This window comes from Microbacterium sp. Z6_144 (genome assembly GCF_057197625.1).
In genome coordinates this window covers 1,467,966-1,483,436 of sequence record NZ_JBXVPT010000001.1, presented here as the reverse complement: position 1 = coordinate 1,483,436, position 15,471 = coordinate 1,467,966, and the positions used below count along the sequence as shown (strand labels likewise).

The window sequence follows — 15,471 nt, the reverse complement described above, 5'->3', positions numbered from 1 at the left end:
CTAACTCTTTCCTGTGTTCTGGACATCGTGGCGCGGTGCGTCATCGCCGGGCTCTGGGGTGAATTGCTGCAGGGCGGCCCATCGAGGATCGACGGTTTCCTGCGGGCGTTCCTCGGTGCTTCTGGCCATTCGCTCACCCGTGGCCGGGTCGAGGCCGGGGCAATCCGGCTGACACACCGGCTGGAACGGAAGCGCGAGAACCATCGCGTCTCGGACGAGATTTTCCAGATCCACACGGTCGTCGCGAACCTCGAAGTCCTCCGCTTCATCCCCAGGATACGCGAAAAGCTCCTGGAACTCGACTTCGACGGGCTGCGTGATGTCGATGAGGCAACGTCCGCAGACGCCGGAGTACGTCGCATCCGCGATTCCGGACACGAGCATGCCCTCGTGCACCGATTCCACTCGCAGGTCGATGCCGATCGGCTCGCCCTCGGGGATGGAGACGAGTCCCTCGCCCCATTTCTCCGGTGCGGGGACCTCCAGCTCGAATTCGCGCATCTCTCCGGGGCGGCGAACGATGTCGCGGACGGCCACGGAGAAGGGTCCAGGTCGGTTTCTCACGGTGCTCAATGGTACCCGTGCTGCGGGCGGGCGGGGTTGCTCAGTCGCGGGCGCCGGTGTTGAGGAACCGGGAGACGGCCGGCGGGACGAACGGCGACACGTCCCCGCCCAGAGCGGCGACCTGTCGCACGAGAGAGCTGGAAACGAGCGCGTGAGCGGGGTCGGGGAGGAGGAAGACCGTCTCGACATGGGCGAGGTGGCGATTGACGATGGCCATCGGGGTCTCGTACGCGACGTCCACCTGAGAGCGGATGCCCTTGACGAGCACGCCCGCCCCGACGTCGGTGGCGTAGTCCACCAGCAGTCCCATGGTCCAGGAGGCCACGACGATCTGGGCGCCGTCGATGCCGCTCTCGGCGACGGACTGCTCGAGCAGCGCAAGGCGCTGCGCGATCGGCAGCATCGCCTCCTTGCCGGGGTTGTGCACCACGAGGACGTGCAGCTCGTCGTACAGCGCCGCAGCGCGTCGGATCACATCGAGGTGACCGAGCGTCGGCGGGTCGAACGACCCGGGGACGACCGCGATCCGGCTGTTCATGGGCCCAGCCTACCGGGGAGACCGCTCACCCCTTCGCCAGTGCCGCGCGCTCCTCCGCGCCGACCCGGCGATCGATGGCCGCAGCGAGCCCCGGGTGGCGTGCCAGGGTCGGGTCCTCGGCGATCACCGTATCGGCCGCGGCGCGGGCCTGCGTGATCAGATCCGCGTCGGCGACGACCCGGAGGAGGCGCAGCGAAGACCGCGCGCCGGACTGGGCGGCGCCCAGGACATCTCCCTCGCCACGGAGCTCCAGGTCGACTTCGGCGAGCTCGAACCCGTCCACAGTGCGCGCAACCGCTTCCACCCGCGCCCGCGCCGGCGTGCCGGGCGAGGACTCCGTCACCAGAAGGCACAGCCCGGGCACCCCGCCCCGACCGACGCGGCCTCGCAGCTGGTGCAGCTGCGAGACGCCGAACCGGTCGGCCTCGAGGATGACCATGGTGGACGCGTTGGGCACGTCCACACCCACCTCCACGACGGTCGTTGCCACGAGCACGTCGATGTCGCCGCGCGCGTAGGCCTGCATGACGGCGTCCTTCTCATCCGCGGGCATCCTGCCGTGGAGAGTCGCCATCCGGATGCCGGTGAAGGCGGGATGCCGCGACAGGACGTCGGCGACCTGAACGACCCCCCATCGCGTGCGGGGGGCCTCCCCCGCATCGGCCACGATCTCCTCCGCCGTGTCGTCTTCGACCCCCTGATCGGCGTCGATGGCGGCGCAGACGACGAACGCCTGCCGCCCCTGACCGACCTCCTCGGCCACGCGGTCCCACACCCGGGCGAACCACCCCGGTTTCTCCGCGACGGGTGCCACGAAGGTCTGGATCCCCGCGCGCCCGGCCGGCATCGTGCGGATGGTCGAGACGTCCAGGTCTCCGAAGACGGTCATCGCCACGGTGCGCGGGATGGGGGTCGCGGTGAGCACGAGGGTGTGCGGGGCCGTCCCCTTCGCGCGCAGGGCTTCGCGCTGCTCGACGCCGAAGCGGTGCTGCTCGTCCACGACGACCAGGCCGAGGTCGGCGAACGTCGTGGTCGAACTCAGCAGCGCGTGCGTGCCCACGACGATGCGCGCCTGACCCGAGGCCACGCGGAGCGCGGCCTTCCTCCGCTCCGCGGCGGAGAGCTGTCCGGTCAGCAGCGTCGGCATCAGCTCGGGCGCCAGCTGCGGTCCCAGCATCCGCGCGATCGAGCGCACGTGCTGGCCGGCCAGAACCTCGGTCGGAGCGATGAGCGCGGACTGCCCGCCGGATTCGGCGACCTGCAGCATGGCGCGCAGCGCCACGAGGGTCTTTCCCGATCCGACCTCGCCCTGCACGAGCCGGTTCATGGGCCAGTCGCCCGCGAGGTCTGCGGCGATCTGGTCGCCCACCGTGACCTGGTCGGGCGTTCGATCGAACGGCAACGCCGCGTCGAACCGCTCGAGAAGCCCACCCGGGATCGCCGCGCGCTGGGTGGCCGAGAGGGCCCGGACGAACTGGCGCTGCTGGAGCAGGGCCGCCTGCAGCACGAACGCCTCGTGCATGCGCAGGGTGGCCACGGCCGGCCCCACCTGGTCCTCGGAATCCGGCCGGTGGATGTGCTCGAGCGCGGTGCGCGCATCGAGCAGCCCGTACCGGGTGCGCAGGTCGTCGGGGAGCGGGTCGTCGACGTGCTGGAGAGAATCCAGGACGAGCGCGATGGTCTTCTGCACGAGGGTGCTGGGAACCGTGCTGGTCGCCGGATAGATGGGAATCGGCACGTGGGCGTACGCCTCGGCCGACATCCGCGCCGTCTCGACGTCTTCGAAGAGTTCGTAGTCGGGATGCGACAGCTGGGTGGCGCCGCGGTATTCGCCGACCTTGCCGGAGAAGATGCCACGACGGCCGGGATGCAGGTCCTTCAGGCGCCATGCCTGGTTGAAGAACGTGAGCGTCAGGCGGCCATCGCCGTCGCTGATGACGACCTCGAGGATCGAACCCTTGCGGTTCTGCATGCGCCGCTCACCGGCGCTGACCACCTCGGCCACGATCGTGACCGGTTCGCCGATCGGCAGGGAGTCGATGGGAGTCAGTTCGCCCCGGGTGGCGTAGCGCCGGGGATAGTGCGTGAGCAGATCCCCCACCGTCGTCATGCCGAACGCCCGCTCGAAGGCGGCGGCGGTCTTGCCGCCTACGGCGCCGTCCAGACGCGAGGCGAGCGAGAGGCCGGGCATGCTCCGAGTCTAGGCACCCGCGGCGACACGACCGGCGCCGGGGCTTTGTAGGGTGAGACGATGACACGCATCATCGCCGGCGCCGCAGGCGGCATGGGAATCGCGGTACCGCCCGCCGGCACGCGACCCACCAGCGACCGGGTGCGCGAGTCGCTGTTCAGTGCGCTGGATGCGGCGGATCTGCTCGAGGGCGCACGCGTCGCCGACCTGTACGCGGGTTCGGGTGCCCTGGGGCTGGAGGCGGCCAGCCGTGGCGCGATCAGCGTCGACCTCGTCGAGAACTCCTCCGGCGCAGCATCCGTCATCCGCCGCAACGCCGACTCGGTCACCCGGACCGCCGCAGTGCGCACCGTGGTCCGCGTGCACCGCACCGCGGTGTCGACGTTCCTGCGCGCGACCAGCCGCGGGCCGTACGACCTGGTCTTCGTCGATCCGCCGTACGACCTGCCGGAGACGGAGCTGACCGACGCACTCGAGGCACTCGTCCCGCACCTGGGCGCCGACGCCGTGGTGATCGTGGAGCGCGGCCGCCGCTCGCCCGAGCCGTCGTGGTCCGCGGCGGGTCTGGAACCGCTGCGCTCCCGCTCCTATGGCGACACCGTGATGTGGTGGGCTCAGCCGCGTCCGGCGTCCCAGTCGCGGTAGGGGTCCCACCCTCCGCCCGCGGCGTAGGGTGCACCATCGAGCGTGAGCGGCGCGGAGCCGCGGGGGCGCACGACGCCGATCCGCCGCCCGACGCTCTCGGAACCGGGCGGGATGGTCAGGAGCAGGGCGTGGTCTTCGCCGCCGTCGAGGGCTGCTCGGGGGTCGCCGCCGAGCGCAGCGCTGTCCAGGTCGAGCGTGACCCCGGACGCGTCCGCCAGGCGCACAGCATCCAGCGCCAGGCCGTCGGACACGTCCATCATCGCCGTGACCCCGCTCGATGCGGCCGCGACGCCCTCGGCGATCGGCGGTATCGGGGCCAGCTGCCGCGCCACCGCCTCGGCGTCGCCGGCATCGAGGGCGTCGAGGCGTGCGGGGGTGACGCAGACCGGCGCGCCGTCGCCGTCCACGAACCGGTCGAACAGCACCGCGAGGCCGCGCGCGGCGACTCCGAGGTCGCCGATGATGCGCACCTCGTCGCCCGGGCGCGCCCCCGAGCGACGGACGGGCTCCCGTCCGTCCAGGGAGCCCAGAGCCGTCACCGCGATGGTGAGCGTGTCCGAGACGGTGAGGTCGCCACCCTCGATCGCGCATCCCGGCGCGAGGTGCGCGCACGCGGCCGCCAGCCCGTCCGCGAGGGCGTCGACGAAGTCGAGCGGGGTGGCATCCGGCAGTGCCAGTGCCACCAGGAGCGCGGTCGGCCGGGCACCCATCGCGGCGACGTCGGCGAGGTTGACCGCGGCGGCCTTCCACCCCAGGCGGTAGGGGTCAGACCACGCCAGCCGGAAGTCCGGGCCGTGCACGAGCGTGTCGGTGGTGGCCACCACGCGCCCATCCGGTGCCGCGATCACCGCCGCATCGTCGCCGGGCCCAACCAGCGCCGTCGAGGCCGGGAGGCGCGACAGGATGCGGCGGAGGAGCTCGCCCTCGCTGGTCGCGCCCACTGTCCGGTCCACACCGCCCACGCTACCGGGCGGGTTAGCCTGGAGGTGTGACCCGCCTGCGCCGCCTTCTCGCCGCCGCGGTCGTCCCCGCCCTCCTCGCCCTGGGGATGTCGTCCTGCGCGGCGACGGTATCGCTCCAGGCCGCCGAGCACGCCGACGACCCGGCGTGCGCCGCGGTGTCCGTGCGGCTTCCCGAGACCGTCGCGGGACAGGACCGGCGCTGGACCGACGCGCAGGCGACGGGGGCGTGGGGCTCTCCCGCGGCGATCATCCTCACGTGCGGGGTCGAGGAGCCGGGGCCCTCGACGCTCCGGTGCGAGACGGTGGAGGGCGTGGACTGGATCATCGACGAATCCGAGGGGGAGGAGAACCGCTACCGGTTCACGACCTTCGGCCGCACACCCGCCGTGGAGGTCTACCTGGACTTCAACGTCGTGGGTAGCGCCGACACCCTGCGCGCCCTGTCCCCCATCCTCGACCGGGAGCTCGCCACGACGGGCGCGGCCTGCACACCCCGCACCTGACCGTCCAGTCGCCAGGATCCGTCGCGTTCTGAGCGAAAACGCGACGGAAGCTGGCGAGTCGACGGAGGGGTCAGGCGCGGGAGAGGCCGTCCTCGATCAGCTCGGTCACCAGCTCGGGATACGTCATCCCCGACGCGATCCAGCACCGCGGGAACATGGAGATCGGCGTGAACCCCGGCATCGTGTTCACCTCGTTCACGAAGAACTCGGCGCCGGTGTAGAAGAAGTCCACCCGCGCGAGACCCTCACCCCCCAGGGCCTCGAAGGATCGCGCGGCGATGCGCTGCATCTCGGCGAGTTCGCCGTCGTGGAGATCGGCCGGGCACACGAGCTCGATGCCCGGCGCGTCGAGGTATTTCGCCTCGAAGTCGTAGAAGTCGCGCCCGGTGACGACGATCTCCCCCGCCACGCTCACGCGGGGAGGCGCGCCATCACGGGCGGGGAGGACGCCGCACTCCAGTTCCCGTCCGATCACGGCCTGTTCGACGAGCACCAGCCCATCCTCGGCGAACGCGGTCTCCAGCGCCGGCTGCAACTCGTCCCACGACGTGACCTTCGAGACGCCCACGCTCGACCCGGCCCGGTTCGGTTTCACGAAGACGGGGAGGCCGAGCGACGCGATCCGCCGCTCCCAGAGGTCGCGGTTGCGCGCGAGGTCGGCGCGTGTGACCGCCACCCACGGCACGACCGGCACGCCGGCCGAACCCAACACGGTCTTCGCCACGTTCTTGTCCATCCCGAGGGCCGACATGAGCACACCCGCGCCGGCGTAGGGCACGCCCAGCAGCTCGAGCATCCCCTGGACCGTGCCGTCCTCGCCGAACCGCCCGTGCAGGATGGGAAGGACCACGTCCACGTCGCCGAGCGACCGCTCCCCCGAAGCATCCACCAGCGTGAGCTCGCGCGTCGCGGCCGACTCCGGCCAGCGGATGCGGGTGCCGTTGTCGACGACCTCGGGAAGCCGCGCCGCGTCGAGCGCGAACTTGTCGGGGTCGTCGTCTTCGAGGACGAACGCACCCTCGCGGGTGATCCCGACCGGGATCACCCGGTAGCGGTCACGGTCGATCGCCCGGAGGACGCCGCCCGCCGTCGCGGAGCTGATCGAGTGCTCGCTGGAGCGACCGCCAAAGAGCACCACGACCGCCGGCTTGTCCATTCTGCGTCCTCTCGCCCGTGGGCTTGTCGTCGTCGGTGGTGAGGTGGGGCGCGATGTCGCGAGGGTCCATGGTGCCATCCAGCACCATCTTGACCTGCTCCACGATCGGCATTTCCACGCCCACGGCACGGGCCAGCTGCAGGATCGGCGCGACGGAGGCGAGCCCCTCGGCCGTCTGCTGCATCTGCTTGACCACATCCGGCAGGCTCACGCCCTGGCCGAGCAGACGCCCGGCGGTGTTGTTGCGGCTGAGCGGCGACTGGCAGGTGGCGATGAGATCGCCCAGCCCGGCCAGACCCTGCAGCGTCTCGGGGTGCGCGCCCTGCGCCACGGCGAAATCGGTCATCTCGACCAGCCCTCGCGTGATGATCGACGCCTTCGTGTTCTCGCCGTACCCGACACCGTCGACGATGCCGATCGCCACCGCGATGAGGTTCTTCAGGACGCCGCCGAACTCGGTGCCGATGACGTCGGTGTTCACGAAGGTGCGGAAATACCGATTGCGCGCCCGCAGGGCGACGGCCTCGGCGGTGGCCTGGCTCGTCGAGGAGATGACCGCCGCTGTGGGCTGCTCGCGCGCGATCTCCAGGGCCAGGTTGGGTCCGGAGGCCACGGCGATCCGGTCGGGATCGCACTGCAGCTCCTCCTCGATCACCTGGCTCATCCGCTGCCCGGTCCGCTTCTCCACGCCCTTCATCAGGGAGACGATCGGAGCGTCGGAGTTCGACACCAGCGGCCGGACCGCTTCCAGGTTCTCACGCAGGGCCTGACTCGGCACCGACAGGTACACCTGATCGACGCCATCGAGGGCCTCGGCGAGGTGCGACGTGGCGGTGAGGGACCGCGGCAGATTGATGCCAGGGAGGTATTGGGTGTTCCGGTGCGCCTGGCGGATCTCCTCCGCCTGCTCGGGACGGCGCGACCACATGGTCACGTGGGCGCCACCGTCGGCGAGCACCTTCCCGAAGGTCGTGCCCCAGCTTCCGGCGCCCAGAACCGCGACGCGCGGCATCGCCGCATCCTGCCTACGGCTCAAGGCGCCCCGTCTCGGTCTGCCCGTGCACGGCGGGGTCCCAGCGATCGGCCGGAGCCGGGATGCCGCGGAGCGTCTCGAGCAGTTCGGTGATCCGGTCCATGACCACCGCGGTGGCCTGGGCGAGCACCGCCGGCTGGGCCCCGCGGGCGCGGAACTCCGAGAGATCGACCGGTTCGCCCACCACCAGACGCACCCGGCGACGGGGCGGCCAGAGACGGAGCCTGCCGTATCGGGGCATGATCTCCTGCACGCCCCAGTGCGCGATGGGGATCACCGGAAGGTCCCCCGCGAGCGCCAGACGCACAGCGCCGGTCTTCCCCCGCATCGGCCACATGTCGGGATCGCGCGTGAGCGTGCCTTCGGGGTAGACGACGACACCCCGCCCGGTCTTCACGAGAGTCTCGGCGTTGCGGATCGTCTCGCGAGCCGACGCCCCCGAGGACGTGCGCGCCACGGGCACCATCTTGGCCGCACGCATCGCTGCACCCAGCACCGGGACGCGGAACAGACTCTCCTTCGCCATGAAGCTCGGCGCGCGACCCATCCGCCACACCGCGACGGCGACGATCAGGGGGTCCAGCTCCGAGTAGTGGTTGGGGGCGATGACGTATGCCCCCTCCTGCGGGAGGTTCTCCTCCCCCGAGATCTCGATCTTGGCCAGGACGCCGATAGCCGGAACGATCAAGCCGCCCAGCAGCCAGTAGGCGCTCGGCCGGGTCTTCTCGCTCGACGCGCGACGGGTGAGTGCCACGACTATCCGATGACGTCGAAGTCGGCGCCCAGCGCGTCCAGCTTCGCGAGGAACTTCTCGTAGCCGCGGCGGATGATGCCGATGTTGCGCACCACCGATTCGCCCTCGGCCGCCAGCGCCGCGATGACGTAGCTGTACCCGCCGCGGAGGTCCGGAACCACGACATCCGCGCCGTGGAGCGGAGTCGGGCCGTTGATGACCGCGGCCTGTTCGAGCGAGCGCCGCGGCACGCGACGGTCGGGGCTGTCGATGCCCTGCGGGTGCACGACGATGTCGGCGCCCATCTGCACGAGGGCCTCGGTGAAGCCCAGGCGGTTCTCGTACACCGTCTCGTGCACGACCGACGTGCCCTGGGCCTGGGTCAGCGCCACGATGAGCGGCTGCTGCCAGTCGGTCATGAAGCCGGGGTGGACGTCGGTCTCCACCACGACGGGCTTGAGCGCGCCCCCACGGCGGAACTGGATGCCGTCCTCGCGCACGTCGAACCATCCGCCGGCCTTGCGGAAGACGTTGAGGAACGTGAGCATCTCCTGCTGCTTGGCGCCGCCGACGAAGATGTCGCCGTCGGTGGCCAGAGCCGCGCACGCCCACGATGCCGCCTCGTTGCGGTCGAAGATCGCGCGGTGGTCGTACCCGCGCAGCGACTCGACGCCCTCGATCAGGATGACGCGGTTGGGCTCGTACGAGATGATCGCGCCCATCTTCTGCAGCACCGCGATCAGGTCCATGATCTCCGGCTCGATGGCGGCGCCGCGAAGCTCGGTGATCCCCTTGGCCCGGACGGCCGTGAGCAGAACCTGCTCGGTGGCACCGACGCTCGGGTAGGGCAGGTCGATCTTCGCTCCGTGCAGCCCGTTGGGCGCGGTGATGCGGATGCCCTCGTAGCTCTTGTCCACGACGGCGCCGAAGGCGCGCAGCGCGTCCATGTGGAAGTTGATCGGCCGGTCGCCGATGCGGCAGCCGCCCAGGTCGGGGATGAGCGCCTCGCCGAGAAGATGCAGCAGGGGACCGCAGAAGAGGATCGGGATGCGGCTGGAACCGGCGTAGGCGTCGATCTCCTCGAAGTGCGCGGTGGCGGCGCCGCTCGGGTCCAGCCGGATCTCGCCGTCCTGCGCACCGTCCTCCACGCGCACGCCGTGCACCTCGAGCAGCGAGCGGACGATCTGGACGTCGCTGATGTCGGGCACGTCGCGGAGGATGCTCGGGGTCTCTCCCAGGAGGGCGGCCACCATCGCCTTCGTGACGAGGTTCTTGGCGCCCTTGACCTCGACCCGACCGGTGAGCGGTCGTCCACCACGGATGGAGAGGACTTCGCCGGATTCGCCTGCCGGGCCGGAGTATGCGGCGCCGGTGTCGGGGACGAGTGTTCTCATGCGGTGGACCTCACTTGGTGTTGACGAGGGGGTTTCACGCCGGCCCGGGTGCGGCCGGCGGGGCTTAGCGAACGGGCAGCGTCCGCGGTCGCCATGCCTCGCGGCGAGCCTCGAACTGCGCGATCTTGTCTTCGTTACGCAGCGTGAGCCCGATGTCGTCGAGCCCCTCGAGAAGCCGCCACCTAGTGTAATCGTCGATGTCGAAGGGGACTCGGAGGTCGCCCAGGCGCGCCTCGCGCGCCTCGAGGTCGACCGTCATGGAAACGCCCGGCTGCGCGTCCACGGCCGCCCAGATCCGCGCGAGGTCGTCGTCGGAGATGACGCCCGCGACCAGGCCTTGCTTGCCGGAGTTGCCGCGGAAGATGTCGGCGAACCGGGGGCTGAGCACGACGCGGAAGCCGTAGTCGCGAAGCGCCCACACCGCATGCTCCCGGCTGGATCCCGTGCCGAAGTTCGGGCCGGGGACGAGGATCGATGCGGACGAGAACGCCGGCTGGTTCAGGACGAAGTCGGGATCCTGCCGCCAGCTGGCGAACAGTGCGTCTTCGAAACCGGTCTTGGTGACGCGCTTGAGGTAGACGGCCGGAATGATCTGGTCGGTGTCGACGCCCGAGCGCTTGAGAGGGGCGACGACACCGGTGTGCGTGACGAACTTGTCCATGTCAGGCCTCCGCTCGGATGGACGCGGCCTCGTGCAGGGGAGACAGGTCGCTCGGACTCGACAGCGTCCCGCGGATCGCCGTGGCGGCCGCCACGAGCGGCGAGACCAGGTGCGTGCGGCCGCCCTTGCCCTGACGCCCCTCGAAGTTGCGGTTCGACGTCGAGGCGCACCTCTCCCCCGGCGCGAGCTGGTCGGGGTTCATGCCCAGGCACATCGAGCACCCGGCGAAACGCCACTCGGCGCCGAATTCTTCGATGATCTTGTCCAGGCCCTCAGCCTCCGCCTCGAGGCGCACCCGCGCCGAACCGGGGACGACCATCACGCGGACGCCCTCCGCCTTGGTGCGCCCGCGGATGATGGAGGCGAAGGCGCGGAGGTCTTCGATGCGGCTGTTCGTGCACGAACCCATGAAGACCGCATCCACGCGCACGTCCTTGAGAGGCGTGCCGGGAGTGAGGTCCATGTACTCCAGCGCGCGGCGCGCGGCCGCCTTGTCGCCTTCGTCGGCGAGAGCCTCGGGGTCGGGCACCACATCGCTGAGCGAGACGCCCTGGCCGGGGTTGGTGCCCCACGTCACGAACGGCTCGAGCTCGTCGGCGTCGAGGAAGACCTCGGCGTCGTAGACGGCCCCGTCGTCGCTGGGGAGCGTCCGCCAGTAGGCGACCGCCTCCTCCCAGTCCTGACCTTCTGGCGCGTGCGGGCGGCCCTTGAGGTAGGCGAAGGTCGTCTCATCCGGTGCGACCATGCCGGCGCGCGCGCCCGCTTCGATCGACATGTTGCAGATCGTCATCCGTCCCTCCATCGAGAGGGCGCGGATGGCGGAGCCGCGGTACTCCAGAACGTAGCCCTGGCCGCCGTTGGTGCCGATCTTGGCGATCACGGCGAGGATGATGTCCTTCGCGGTGACCCCGGGCTTCAGTTCGCCCTCGACGGTGATCGCCATCGTCTTGAAGGGCTTGAGGGGCAGGGTCTGCGTGGCCAGCACGTGCTCGACCTCGCTCGTCCCGATCCCGAAGGCCATCGCGCCGAACGCGCCGTGAGTGGAGGTGTGACTGTCGCCGCACACGACGGTGATGCCCGGCATGGTCAGGCCCAGCTGCGGCCCGACCACGTGGACGATCCCCTGCTCCTTGTCGCCGAGGGAGTGCAGCCGCATGCCGAACTCCGCCGCGTTGTTGCGCAGCGTCTGGATCTGCGTGCGGCTGGTGAGGTCGGCGATCGGCTTCCCGATGTCGAGGGTCGGAGTGTTGTGGTCCTCCGTCGCGATGGTGAGGTCCAGCCGCCGCACCGGGCGTCCCTCGGCGCGCAGACCGTCGAAGGCCTGGGGGCTGGTCACCTCGTGCACGAGGTGCAGGTCGATGTAGATCAGGTCGGGTTCACCGTTCTCGCCCTTGACGACGAGATGGTCGTCCCAGACCTTCTCCGCGAGGGTGCGGGGACGATCGGGGATGGACGTGATGACGGGGTGGGGAGTGCCCATGGGTTCTGCCGTTCTCCTCGGGTGAGATCAAGCCAGCGACGAACTCCGCGACGAGAGAGGCCTGTTACGAGGTCCCGCCGCGGCCGCTAAGGAGAAGGCGAGCGATCCGCACGGCCCCACGATACCACCGCGCCCGGCCCGATCGTCCGACAACCGGGGTCCTCGCTCCGGGCGGGTCAGTGCCCGCGCTTCTCCCCCGGCGAGGGCTCCTCGACGGACGGCGGGGTGCCCTTCTCCGCGGCGACCCGGGAGGCAGCCGCGACGGCCGTGGCCGCCCGACGGTCGCGCGCCGAGGCGAGAAGGCTCGCGATGGTGGCGACGGCCATCGCGGCGACGATCACGACGAGCGACGCGCCGGTGGAGATCTCCGGTGCCCACTCGATGTGCTCCCCGCCGTTGACGAAGGGCAGCTCGTTGACGTGCATCGCGTGGAGGATGAGCTTCACGCCGATGAAGGCGAGGATGAACGCGATGCCGTAGTGCAGGTAGCGAAGACGATCCAGGAGGTCGCCGAGGAGGAAGTAGAGCTGGCGCAGACCCATCAGGGCGAAGATGTTCGCCGTGAAGACGATGAAGGCGCTCTGGGTGATACCGAAGATCGCGGGAATCGAATCGATCGCGAAGAGCAGGTCCGTGACCCCGATCGCCACGAAGACGATGACCATGGGCGTCCACATCTTCTTTCCGCCCACCACCGTGCGGATCTTCGACCCGTCGTACTCGTCGCTGATATCGATGGTGCGGCGCAGCAGACGCACGATGAAGTTCTCCCGCTTGGCCTCATCCTCATGTTCACCGCCGGGGAAGGCCTGCCGGATCGCGGTGTAGACGAGGAACGCGCCGAAGGCGTAGAAGATCGGGCTGAAGTTCTCGATGACGGCCGCCCCGACCAGGATGAACGCACCGCGCAGGACGAGCGCGATGATGATGCCCACCATCAGCACTTCCTGCTGGTAGCGACGCGGCACGGAGAACTGCGACATGATCAGCACGAAGACGAACAGGTTGTCGATCGACAGGCTGTATTCGGTGAGCCACCCGGCGATGAACTGCCCGGCGTACTCACCGCCGGCGAAGACCCACATGAGCGCCGCGAAGATGAGTGCGAGCGTGACGTAGAAGACGACCCACAGGGTCGACTCCCGCGTCGAGGGGATGTGGGGCCGCTTCAGGATCAGCAGCAGGTCGGCGACCAGAATCAGCGTCAGCACGACGAGGGAGCCGATCTCGAACCACAGCGGCAGTTCCAGGTCCATGGGGGCCTTTCGAAGGATGAGGGTATAGGAGCCGAAAGTCTCTCCCCGCGACCGGGGTCGCGGCACGCACCGGGACGCCGCAGAAGGAGCCCGTGATGACGAATGCGTGCTGTCGGGATACTCCCTCTCGCGCCGTCCAGTCTACCGCGGCGCAGCAGCCGCCGAAGAGACGCCGAGACGATCCGGTCCCGGTGGACACCTCCTGGGTGAGAGACAATGATCCGGCCGCGACGGTGCGCGGGCGAGGACGGAACGACATGGCCCACGAGCAGGTCGACGACGCGGCGCTGGTGGCGCACGCCGCCAGCGGATCGGAGTTCGCCTTCCGCGCGCTGTATCGGGCGTACGTGCGACCGGTCTACTGGATCGCTCACCGCCTCCTGAACGACGGCCCCGATGCGGAGGACGTCGCGCAGGAGACGTTCGTCCTGGCGTGGCAGAAGCTGCCCGGCTTCCAGCTGCAGGGGGCCTCCCTCCTGCCGTGGCTCGCGACCATTTGCCGCCTGCAGGCGGCAAATCGCCTGCGTGCGCGACGCCGCGATCGCAGCCGAACCGCCGATCTGGATGACCGCATCCCGGCCCCGGTCGACATCGAGAAGGAGGTCGTGGACGCCCTGACCGTCGACGCGATACTCCGCGAGGTCGAAGGGCTGAGCGACCTCGATCGGGAGATCTTCCGGCTGTGCGCCGCAGAGGGCTACGCCTATCAGGAAGCGGCGGAGCTCCTGGGCGTGAGCCACGGTGTCGTACGCAATCGTCTCTCCCGCATCCGCACGCGCGTGCGGACAGCCGTGACCGAGACGGAGAACGCATGAACCCCACCCAGTTCGATCCGACGGTCCTCCCCCGTCTCAGCGACGAGCGCGTCGGCGTCATCGAGCGCCGCGTGTTCGCCGACATCGAAGCCGACCGACGCCGGCACCGCCGGCACCGGCGAATCGGTTGGTCGATCGGCAGCGCCGCCGCGGCGGTGGTGGTCGCCGCGGCGGTGATCGCGCCCGCAGTCCTGTCCTCCCTCCCGGGCGCCGCCGGCGAGAACTCGGCCGTTGCACCGATGAGCGGTTCCCGAGACGGCGGCATCGCACTCATCCCCGAGTCGGCGGTGGAGGGGCAGCTCGGCGCCGCGGACGAGACCACAGCCGCGGAGGGCCCGCGCGACGTGATCTCCACCGGCTCGGCGAGCGTCGTCGTCGACGATGTCGCGGCGGCGGCCGATGCGATCGCCCTGGACGCCCAGGAGCGCGGCGGTTACGTCGAGTCCCTCAGTGTGGGCGCGGACGGGCGCGCCGTCGGCGAGGTCGGGGACGGTTCCGAGGTGCTGGTGTACCCCGCGCCGATCCCCGGCGACGGGGGCTCGGTGACCGTCCGCCTTCCGGCCGATCAGCTGGACGCGGCGATCGCACGCCTGTCGGACGTGGGGGATGTGACCTCGTCGACCGTGTCGCGCCAGGACGTCACCGACCAGGCCATCGACCTGCGCGCTCGGGTCGCGGCTGCCGAGGCATCCGTCACCCGGCTCACCGAGCTCATGGCCCAGGCCGCGGATGTGGCCGATCTCCTCGCGGCCGAGAGCGCGCTCTCGGAGCGTCAGGCGGCCCTCGAATCCGACCGCCAGCAGCTCGCATCACTGGACGGCCGAATCGAGATGTCCACCCTCACCGTCCACGTGGCGCCGCGGTCGATCCCGGTCCAGGCCGATCCCGCCGGGTTCACCGACGGCGTGGCGGCGGGATGGAACGGGCTGGTCGCAGCTCTCAACGGGCTCGTCATCGCCATCGGCTTCCTCCTGCCCTGGCTCGCTGTGCTCGCCGCGGCCGGGGCCGTCGTGTGGAGCGTGGCCCGGCTCGTCCGCCGCACGCGCGCCCGCGGCGCGGGGGTCGAGGACGCGTGAATCCGGCTCGGGATCAGGCGACCTGGCGGCCGCACATCCCGCACTCGCCGGTCGCCGACACCTCGACGTAGCACTCCGGGCACATCGCCCGCACGGTATCCGACGGCGCGGGGCGGCGCGGGGCAGCCTCCGGGCGGGCGGCACGGGGGCCGGCGGGGCGGCGGGCGGGGCGGCTCGGCGCCGTCGCCGCCGCCGGAGGCGCGGCGGGCGCGGCAGGGGTGTGTGCGGAGCAGTAGAAGCGCACGTAACCGGCGTGGTTGTTCGGGTGGCGATGCTTCACCGCCCACAACTCGGTGCGGGGCAGGGGCTCCGACCCCGCGCCGCATGCGAAGCACCGCGTGTCCTCGCCCGGCGCGGCATCGGCCGCGGGGGTGGGCACGTCGAACGGGATCTGATCCCGCCAATCGGATGACTGCACGATCCGCATGGCGTCTCCTCCTCGTTCCCCCTCCACGGTACGCGAC

The 15,471-nt window shown here is 70.5% G+C and carries 16 protein-coding genes; 4 read left to right on the top strand and 12 right to left on the bottom strand.

Annotated elements, in window-relative coordinates; genetic code table 11:
* The 3 genes from AC2DGY_RS07255 to AC2DGY_RS07245 form a co-directional block, all read right to left on the bottom strand.
* Positions 1-501, bottom strand: coding sequence for a YceD family protein (locus AC2DGY_RS07255; RefSeq protein ID WP_484509986.1), 501 nt, complete (start codon positions 499-501; stop codon positions 1-3).
* 103 nt (positions 502-604) lie between these two features.
* Positions 605-1,102, bottom strand: a complete 498-nt coding sequence (coaD, locus tag AC2DGY_RS07250; protein ID WP_484509022.1) for a pantetheine-phosphate adenylyltransferase — start codon at positions 1,100-1,102, stop codon at positions 605-607.
* Positions 1,103-1,127: 25 nt separating this feature from the next.
* Positions 1,128-3,293, bottom strand: a complete 2,166-nt coding sequence (locus AC2DGY_RS07245; protein WP_484509021.1) for an ATP-dependent DNA helicase RecG — start codon at positions 3,291-3,293, stop codon at positions 1,128-1,130.
* A gap of 60 nt (positions 3,294-3,353) precedes the next feature.
* On the opposite strand from AC2DGY_RS07245, the gene AC2DGY_RS07240 reads away from it, so the two are divergent.
* On the top strand, positions 3,354-3,938 hold the full coding sequence (locus AC2DGY_RS07240; protein WP_484509020.1) for an RsmD family RNA methyltransferase: 585 nt from the start codon (positions 3,354-3,356) through the stop codon (positions 3,936-3,938).
* Here the strand turns inward: AC2DGY_RS07240 and thiL are convergent.
* Positions 3,908-4,891, bottom strand: coding sequence for a thiamine-phosphate kinase (thiL, locus tag AC2DGY_RS07235; RefSeq protein ID WP_484509019.1), 984 nt, complete (start codon positions 4,889-4,891; stop codon positions 3,908-3,910). The genes AC2DGY_RS07240 and thiL overlap by 31 nt on opposite strands.
* A gap of 35 nt (positions 4,892-4,926) precedes the next feature.
* Here thiL and AC2DGY_RS07230 point away from each other — a divergent pair, with 35 nt between their 5' ends.
* Complete coding sequence (locus AC2DGY_RS07230) at positions 4,927-5,403, top strand: DUF3515 family protein (protein ID WP_484509018.1); 477 nt, start codon at positions 4,927-4,929, stop codon at positions 5,401-5,403.
* A gap of 70 nt (positions 5,404-5,473) precedes the next feature.
* On the opposite strand, the gene AC2DGY_RS07225 is transcribed toward AC2DGY_RS07230, so the two are convergent.
* The 7 genes from AC2DGY_RS07225 to AC2DGY_RS07195 form a co-directional block, all read right to left on the bottom strand.
* The gene (locus AC2DGY_RS07225; RefSeq protein WP_484509017.1) at positions 5,474-6,559 is read right to left on the bottom strand and encodes a D-alanine--D-alanine ligase family protein; all 1,086 of its coding nucleotides are present in this window, start codon (positions 6,557-6,559) and stop codon (positions 5,474-5,476) included.
* Positions 6,459-7,571 (bottom strand): NAD(P)H-dependent glycerol-3-phosphate dehydrogenase, encoded by a 1,113-nt coding sequence (locus AC2DGY_RS07220; RefSeq protein WP_484509016.1) that lies wholly within the window; start codon positions 7,569-7,571, stop codon positions 6,459-6,461. Before AC2DGY_RS07220 ends, AC2DGY_RS07225 begins: the two co-directional genes overlap by 101 nt.
* Before the next feature lie 13 nt (positions 7,572-7,584).
* Positions 7,585-8,352, bottom strand: coding sequence for a lysophospholipid acyltransferase family protein (locus tag AC2DGY_RS07215; protein ID WP_484509985.1), 768 nt, complete (start codon positions 8,350-8,352; stop codon positions 7,585-7,587).
* Complete coding sequence (murA, locus tag AC2DGY_RS07210) at positions 8,349-9,719, bottom strand: UDP-N-acetylglucosamine 1-carboxyvinyltransferase (protein WP_484509015.1); 1,371 nt, start codon at positions 9,717-9,719, stop codon at positions 8,349-8,351. Before murA ends, AC2DGY_RS07215 begins: the two co-directional genes overlap by 4 nt.
* Positions 9,720-9,783: 64 nt before the next feature.
* The gene (gene leuD, locus AC2DGY_RS07205; protein WP_484509014.1) at positions 9,784-10,380 is read right to left on the bottom strand and encodes a 3-isopropylmalate dehydratase small subunit; all 597 of its coding nucleotides are present in this window, start codon (positions 10,378-10,380) and stop codon (positions 9,784-9,786) included.
* 1 nt (position 10,381) lies between these two features.
* Complete coding sequence (gene leuC / locus AC2DGY_RS07200; protein WP_484509013.1) at positions 10,382-11,860, bottom strand: 3-isopropylmalate dehydratase large subunit; 1,479 nt, start codon at positions 11,858-11,860, stop codon at positions 10,382-10,384.
* A 176-nt stretch (positions 11,861-12,036) separates the two neighbouring features.
* On the bottom strand, positions 12,037-13,116 hold the full coding sequence (locus AC2DGY_RS07195; protein WP_484509012.1) for a TerC family protein: 1,080 nt from the start codon (positions 13,114-13,116) through the stop codon (positions 12,037-12,039).
* Positions 13,117-13,373: 257 nt separating this feature from the next.
* Between AC2DGY_RS07195 and AC2DGY_RS07190 the strand changes: the two genes are divergently transcribed.
* Both AC2DGY_RS07190 and AC2DGY_RS07185 read left to right on the top strand, forming a co-directional pair.
* Entirely contained in the window at positions 13,374-13,931 is a 558-nt protein-coding gene (locus tag AC2DGY_RS07190) for an RNA polymerase sigma factor (RefSeq protein WP_484509011.1), read from the top strand.
* A complete protein-coding gene (locus AC2DGY_RS07185) occupies positions 13,928-15,007 on the top strand; it encodes a DUF4349 domain-containing protein (RefSeq protein WP_484509010.1) in 1,080 nt (359 codons plus the stop codon). The genes AC2DGY_RS07190 and AC2DGY_RS07185 overlap by 4 nt, the downstream gene beginning before the upstream one ends.
* 13 nt (positions 15,008-15,020) lie before the next feature.
* Here the strand turns inward: AC2DGY_RS07185 and AC2DGY_RS07180 are convergent, their stop codons facing one another.
* On the bottom strand, positions 15,021-15,434 hold the full coding sequence (locus AC2DGY_RS07180; RefSeq protein WP_484509009.1) for a glucose-6-phosphate dehydrogenase: 414 nt from the start codon (positions 15,432-15,434) through the stop codon (positions 15,021-15,023).
* Positions 15,435-15,471 lie beyond the last annotated feature (37 nt).

Excerpts from the sequence above, each read along its gene's own strand:
- AC2DGY_RS07220 (WP_484509016.1), bottom strand. The coding sequence starts at position 7,571 with ATGCCGCGCGTCGCGGTTCTGGGCGCCGGAAGCTGGGGCACGACCTTC.
- AC2DGY_RS07180 (WP_484509009.1), bottom strand. The coding sequence starts at position 15,434 with ATGCGGATCGTGCAGTCATCCGATTGGCGGGATCAGATCCCGTTCGAC.
- AC2DGY_RS07195 (WP_484509012.1), bottom strand. The coding sequence starts at position 13,116 with ATGGACCTGGAACTGCCGCTGTGGTTCGAGATCGGCTCCCTCGTCGTG.
- coaD (WP_484509022.1), bottom strand. The coding sequence starts at position 1,102 with ATGAACAGCCGGATCGCGGTCGTCCCCGGGTCGTTCGACCCGCCGACG.
- leuD (WP_484509014.1), bottom strand. The coding sequence starts at position 10,380 with ATGGACAAGTTCGTCACGCACACCGGTGTCGTCGCCCCTCTCAAGCGC.
- AC2DGY_RS07185 (WP_484509010.1), top strand. The coding sequence starts at position 13,928 with ATGAACCCCACCCAGTTCGATCCGACGGTCCTCCCCCGTCTCAGCGAC.
- AC2DGY_RS07255 (WP_484509986.1), bottom strand. The coding sequence starts at position 501 with ATGCGCGAATTCGAGCTGGAGGTCCCCGCACCGGAGAAATGGGGCGAG.
- leuC (WP_484509013.1), bottom strand. The coding sequence starts at position 11,860 with ATGGGCACTCCCCACCCCGTCATCACGTCCATCCCCGATCGTCCCCGC.
- AC2DGY_RS07225 (WP_484509017.1), bottom strand. The coding sequence starts at position 6,559 with ATGGACAAGCCGGCGGTCGTGGTGCTCTTTGGCGGTCGCTCCAGCGAG.
- murA (WP_484509015.1), bottom strand. The coding sequence starts at position 9,719 with ATGAGAACACTCGTCCCCGACACCGGCGCCGCATACTCCGGCCCGGCA.
- AC2DGY_RS07240 (WP_484509020.1), top strand. The coding sequence starts at position 3,354 with ATGACACGCATCATCGCCGGCGCCGCAGGCGGCATGGGAATCGCGGTA.
- AC2DGY_RS07245 (WP_484509021.1), bottom strand. The coding sequence starts at position 3,293 with ATGCCCGGCCTCTCGCTCGCCTCGCGTCTGGACGGCGCCGTAGGCGGC.
- AC2DGY_RS07190 (WP_484509011.1), top strand. The coding sequence starts at position 13,374 with ATGGCCCACGAGCAGGTCGACGACGCGGCGCTGGTGGCGCACGCCGCC.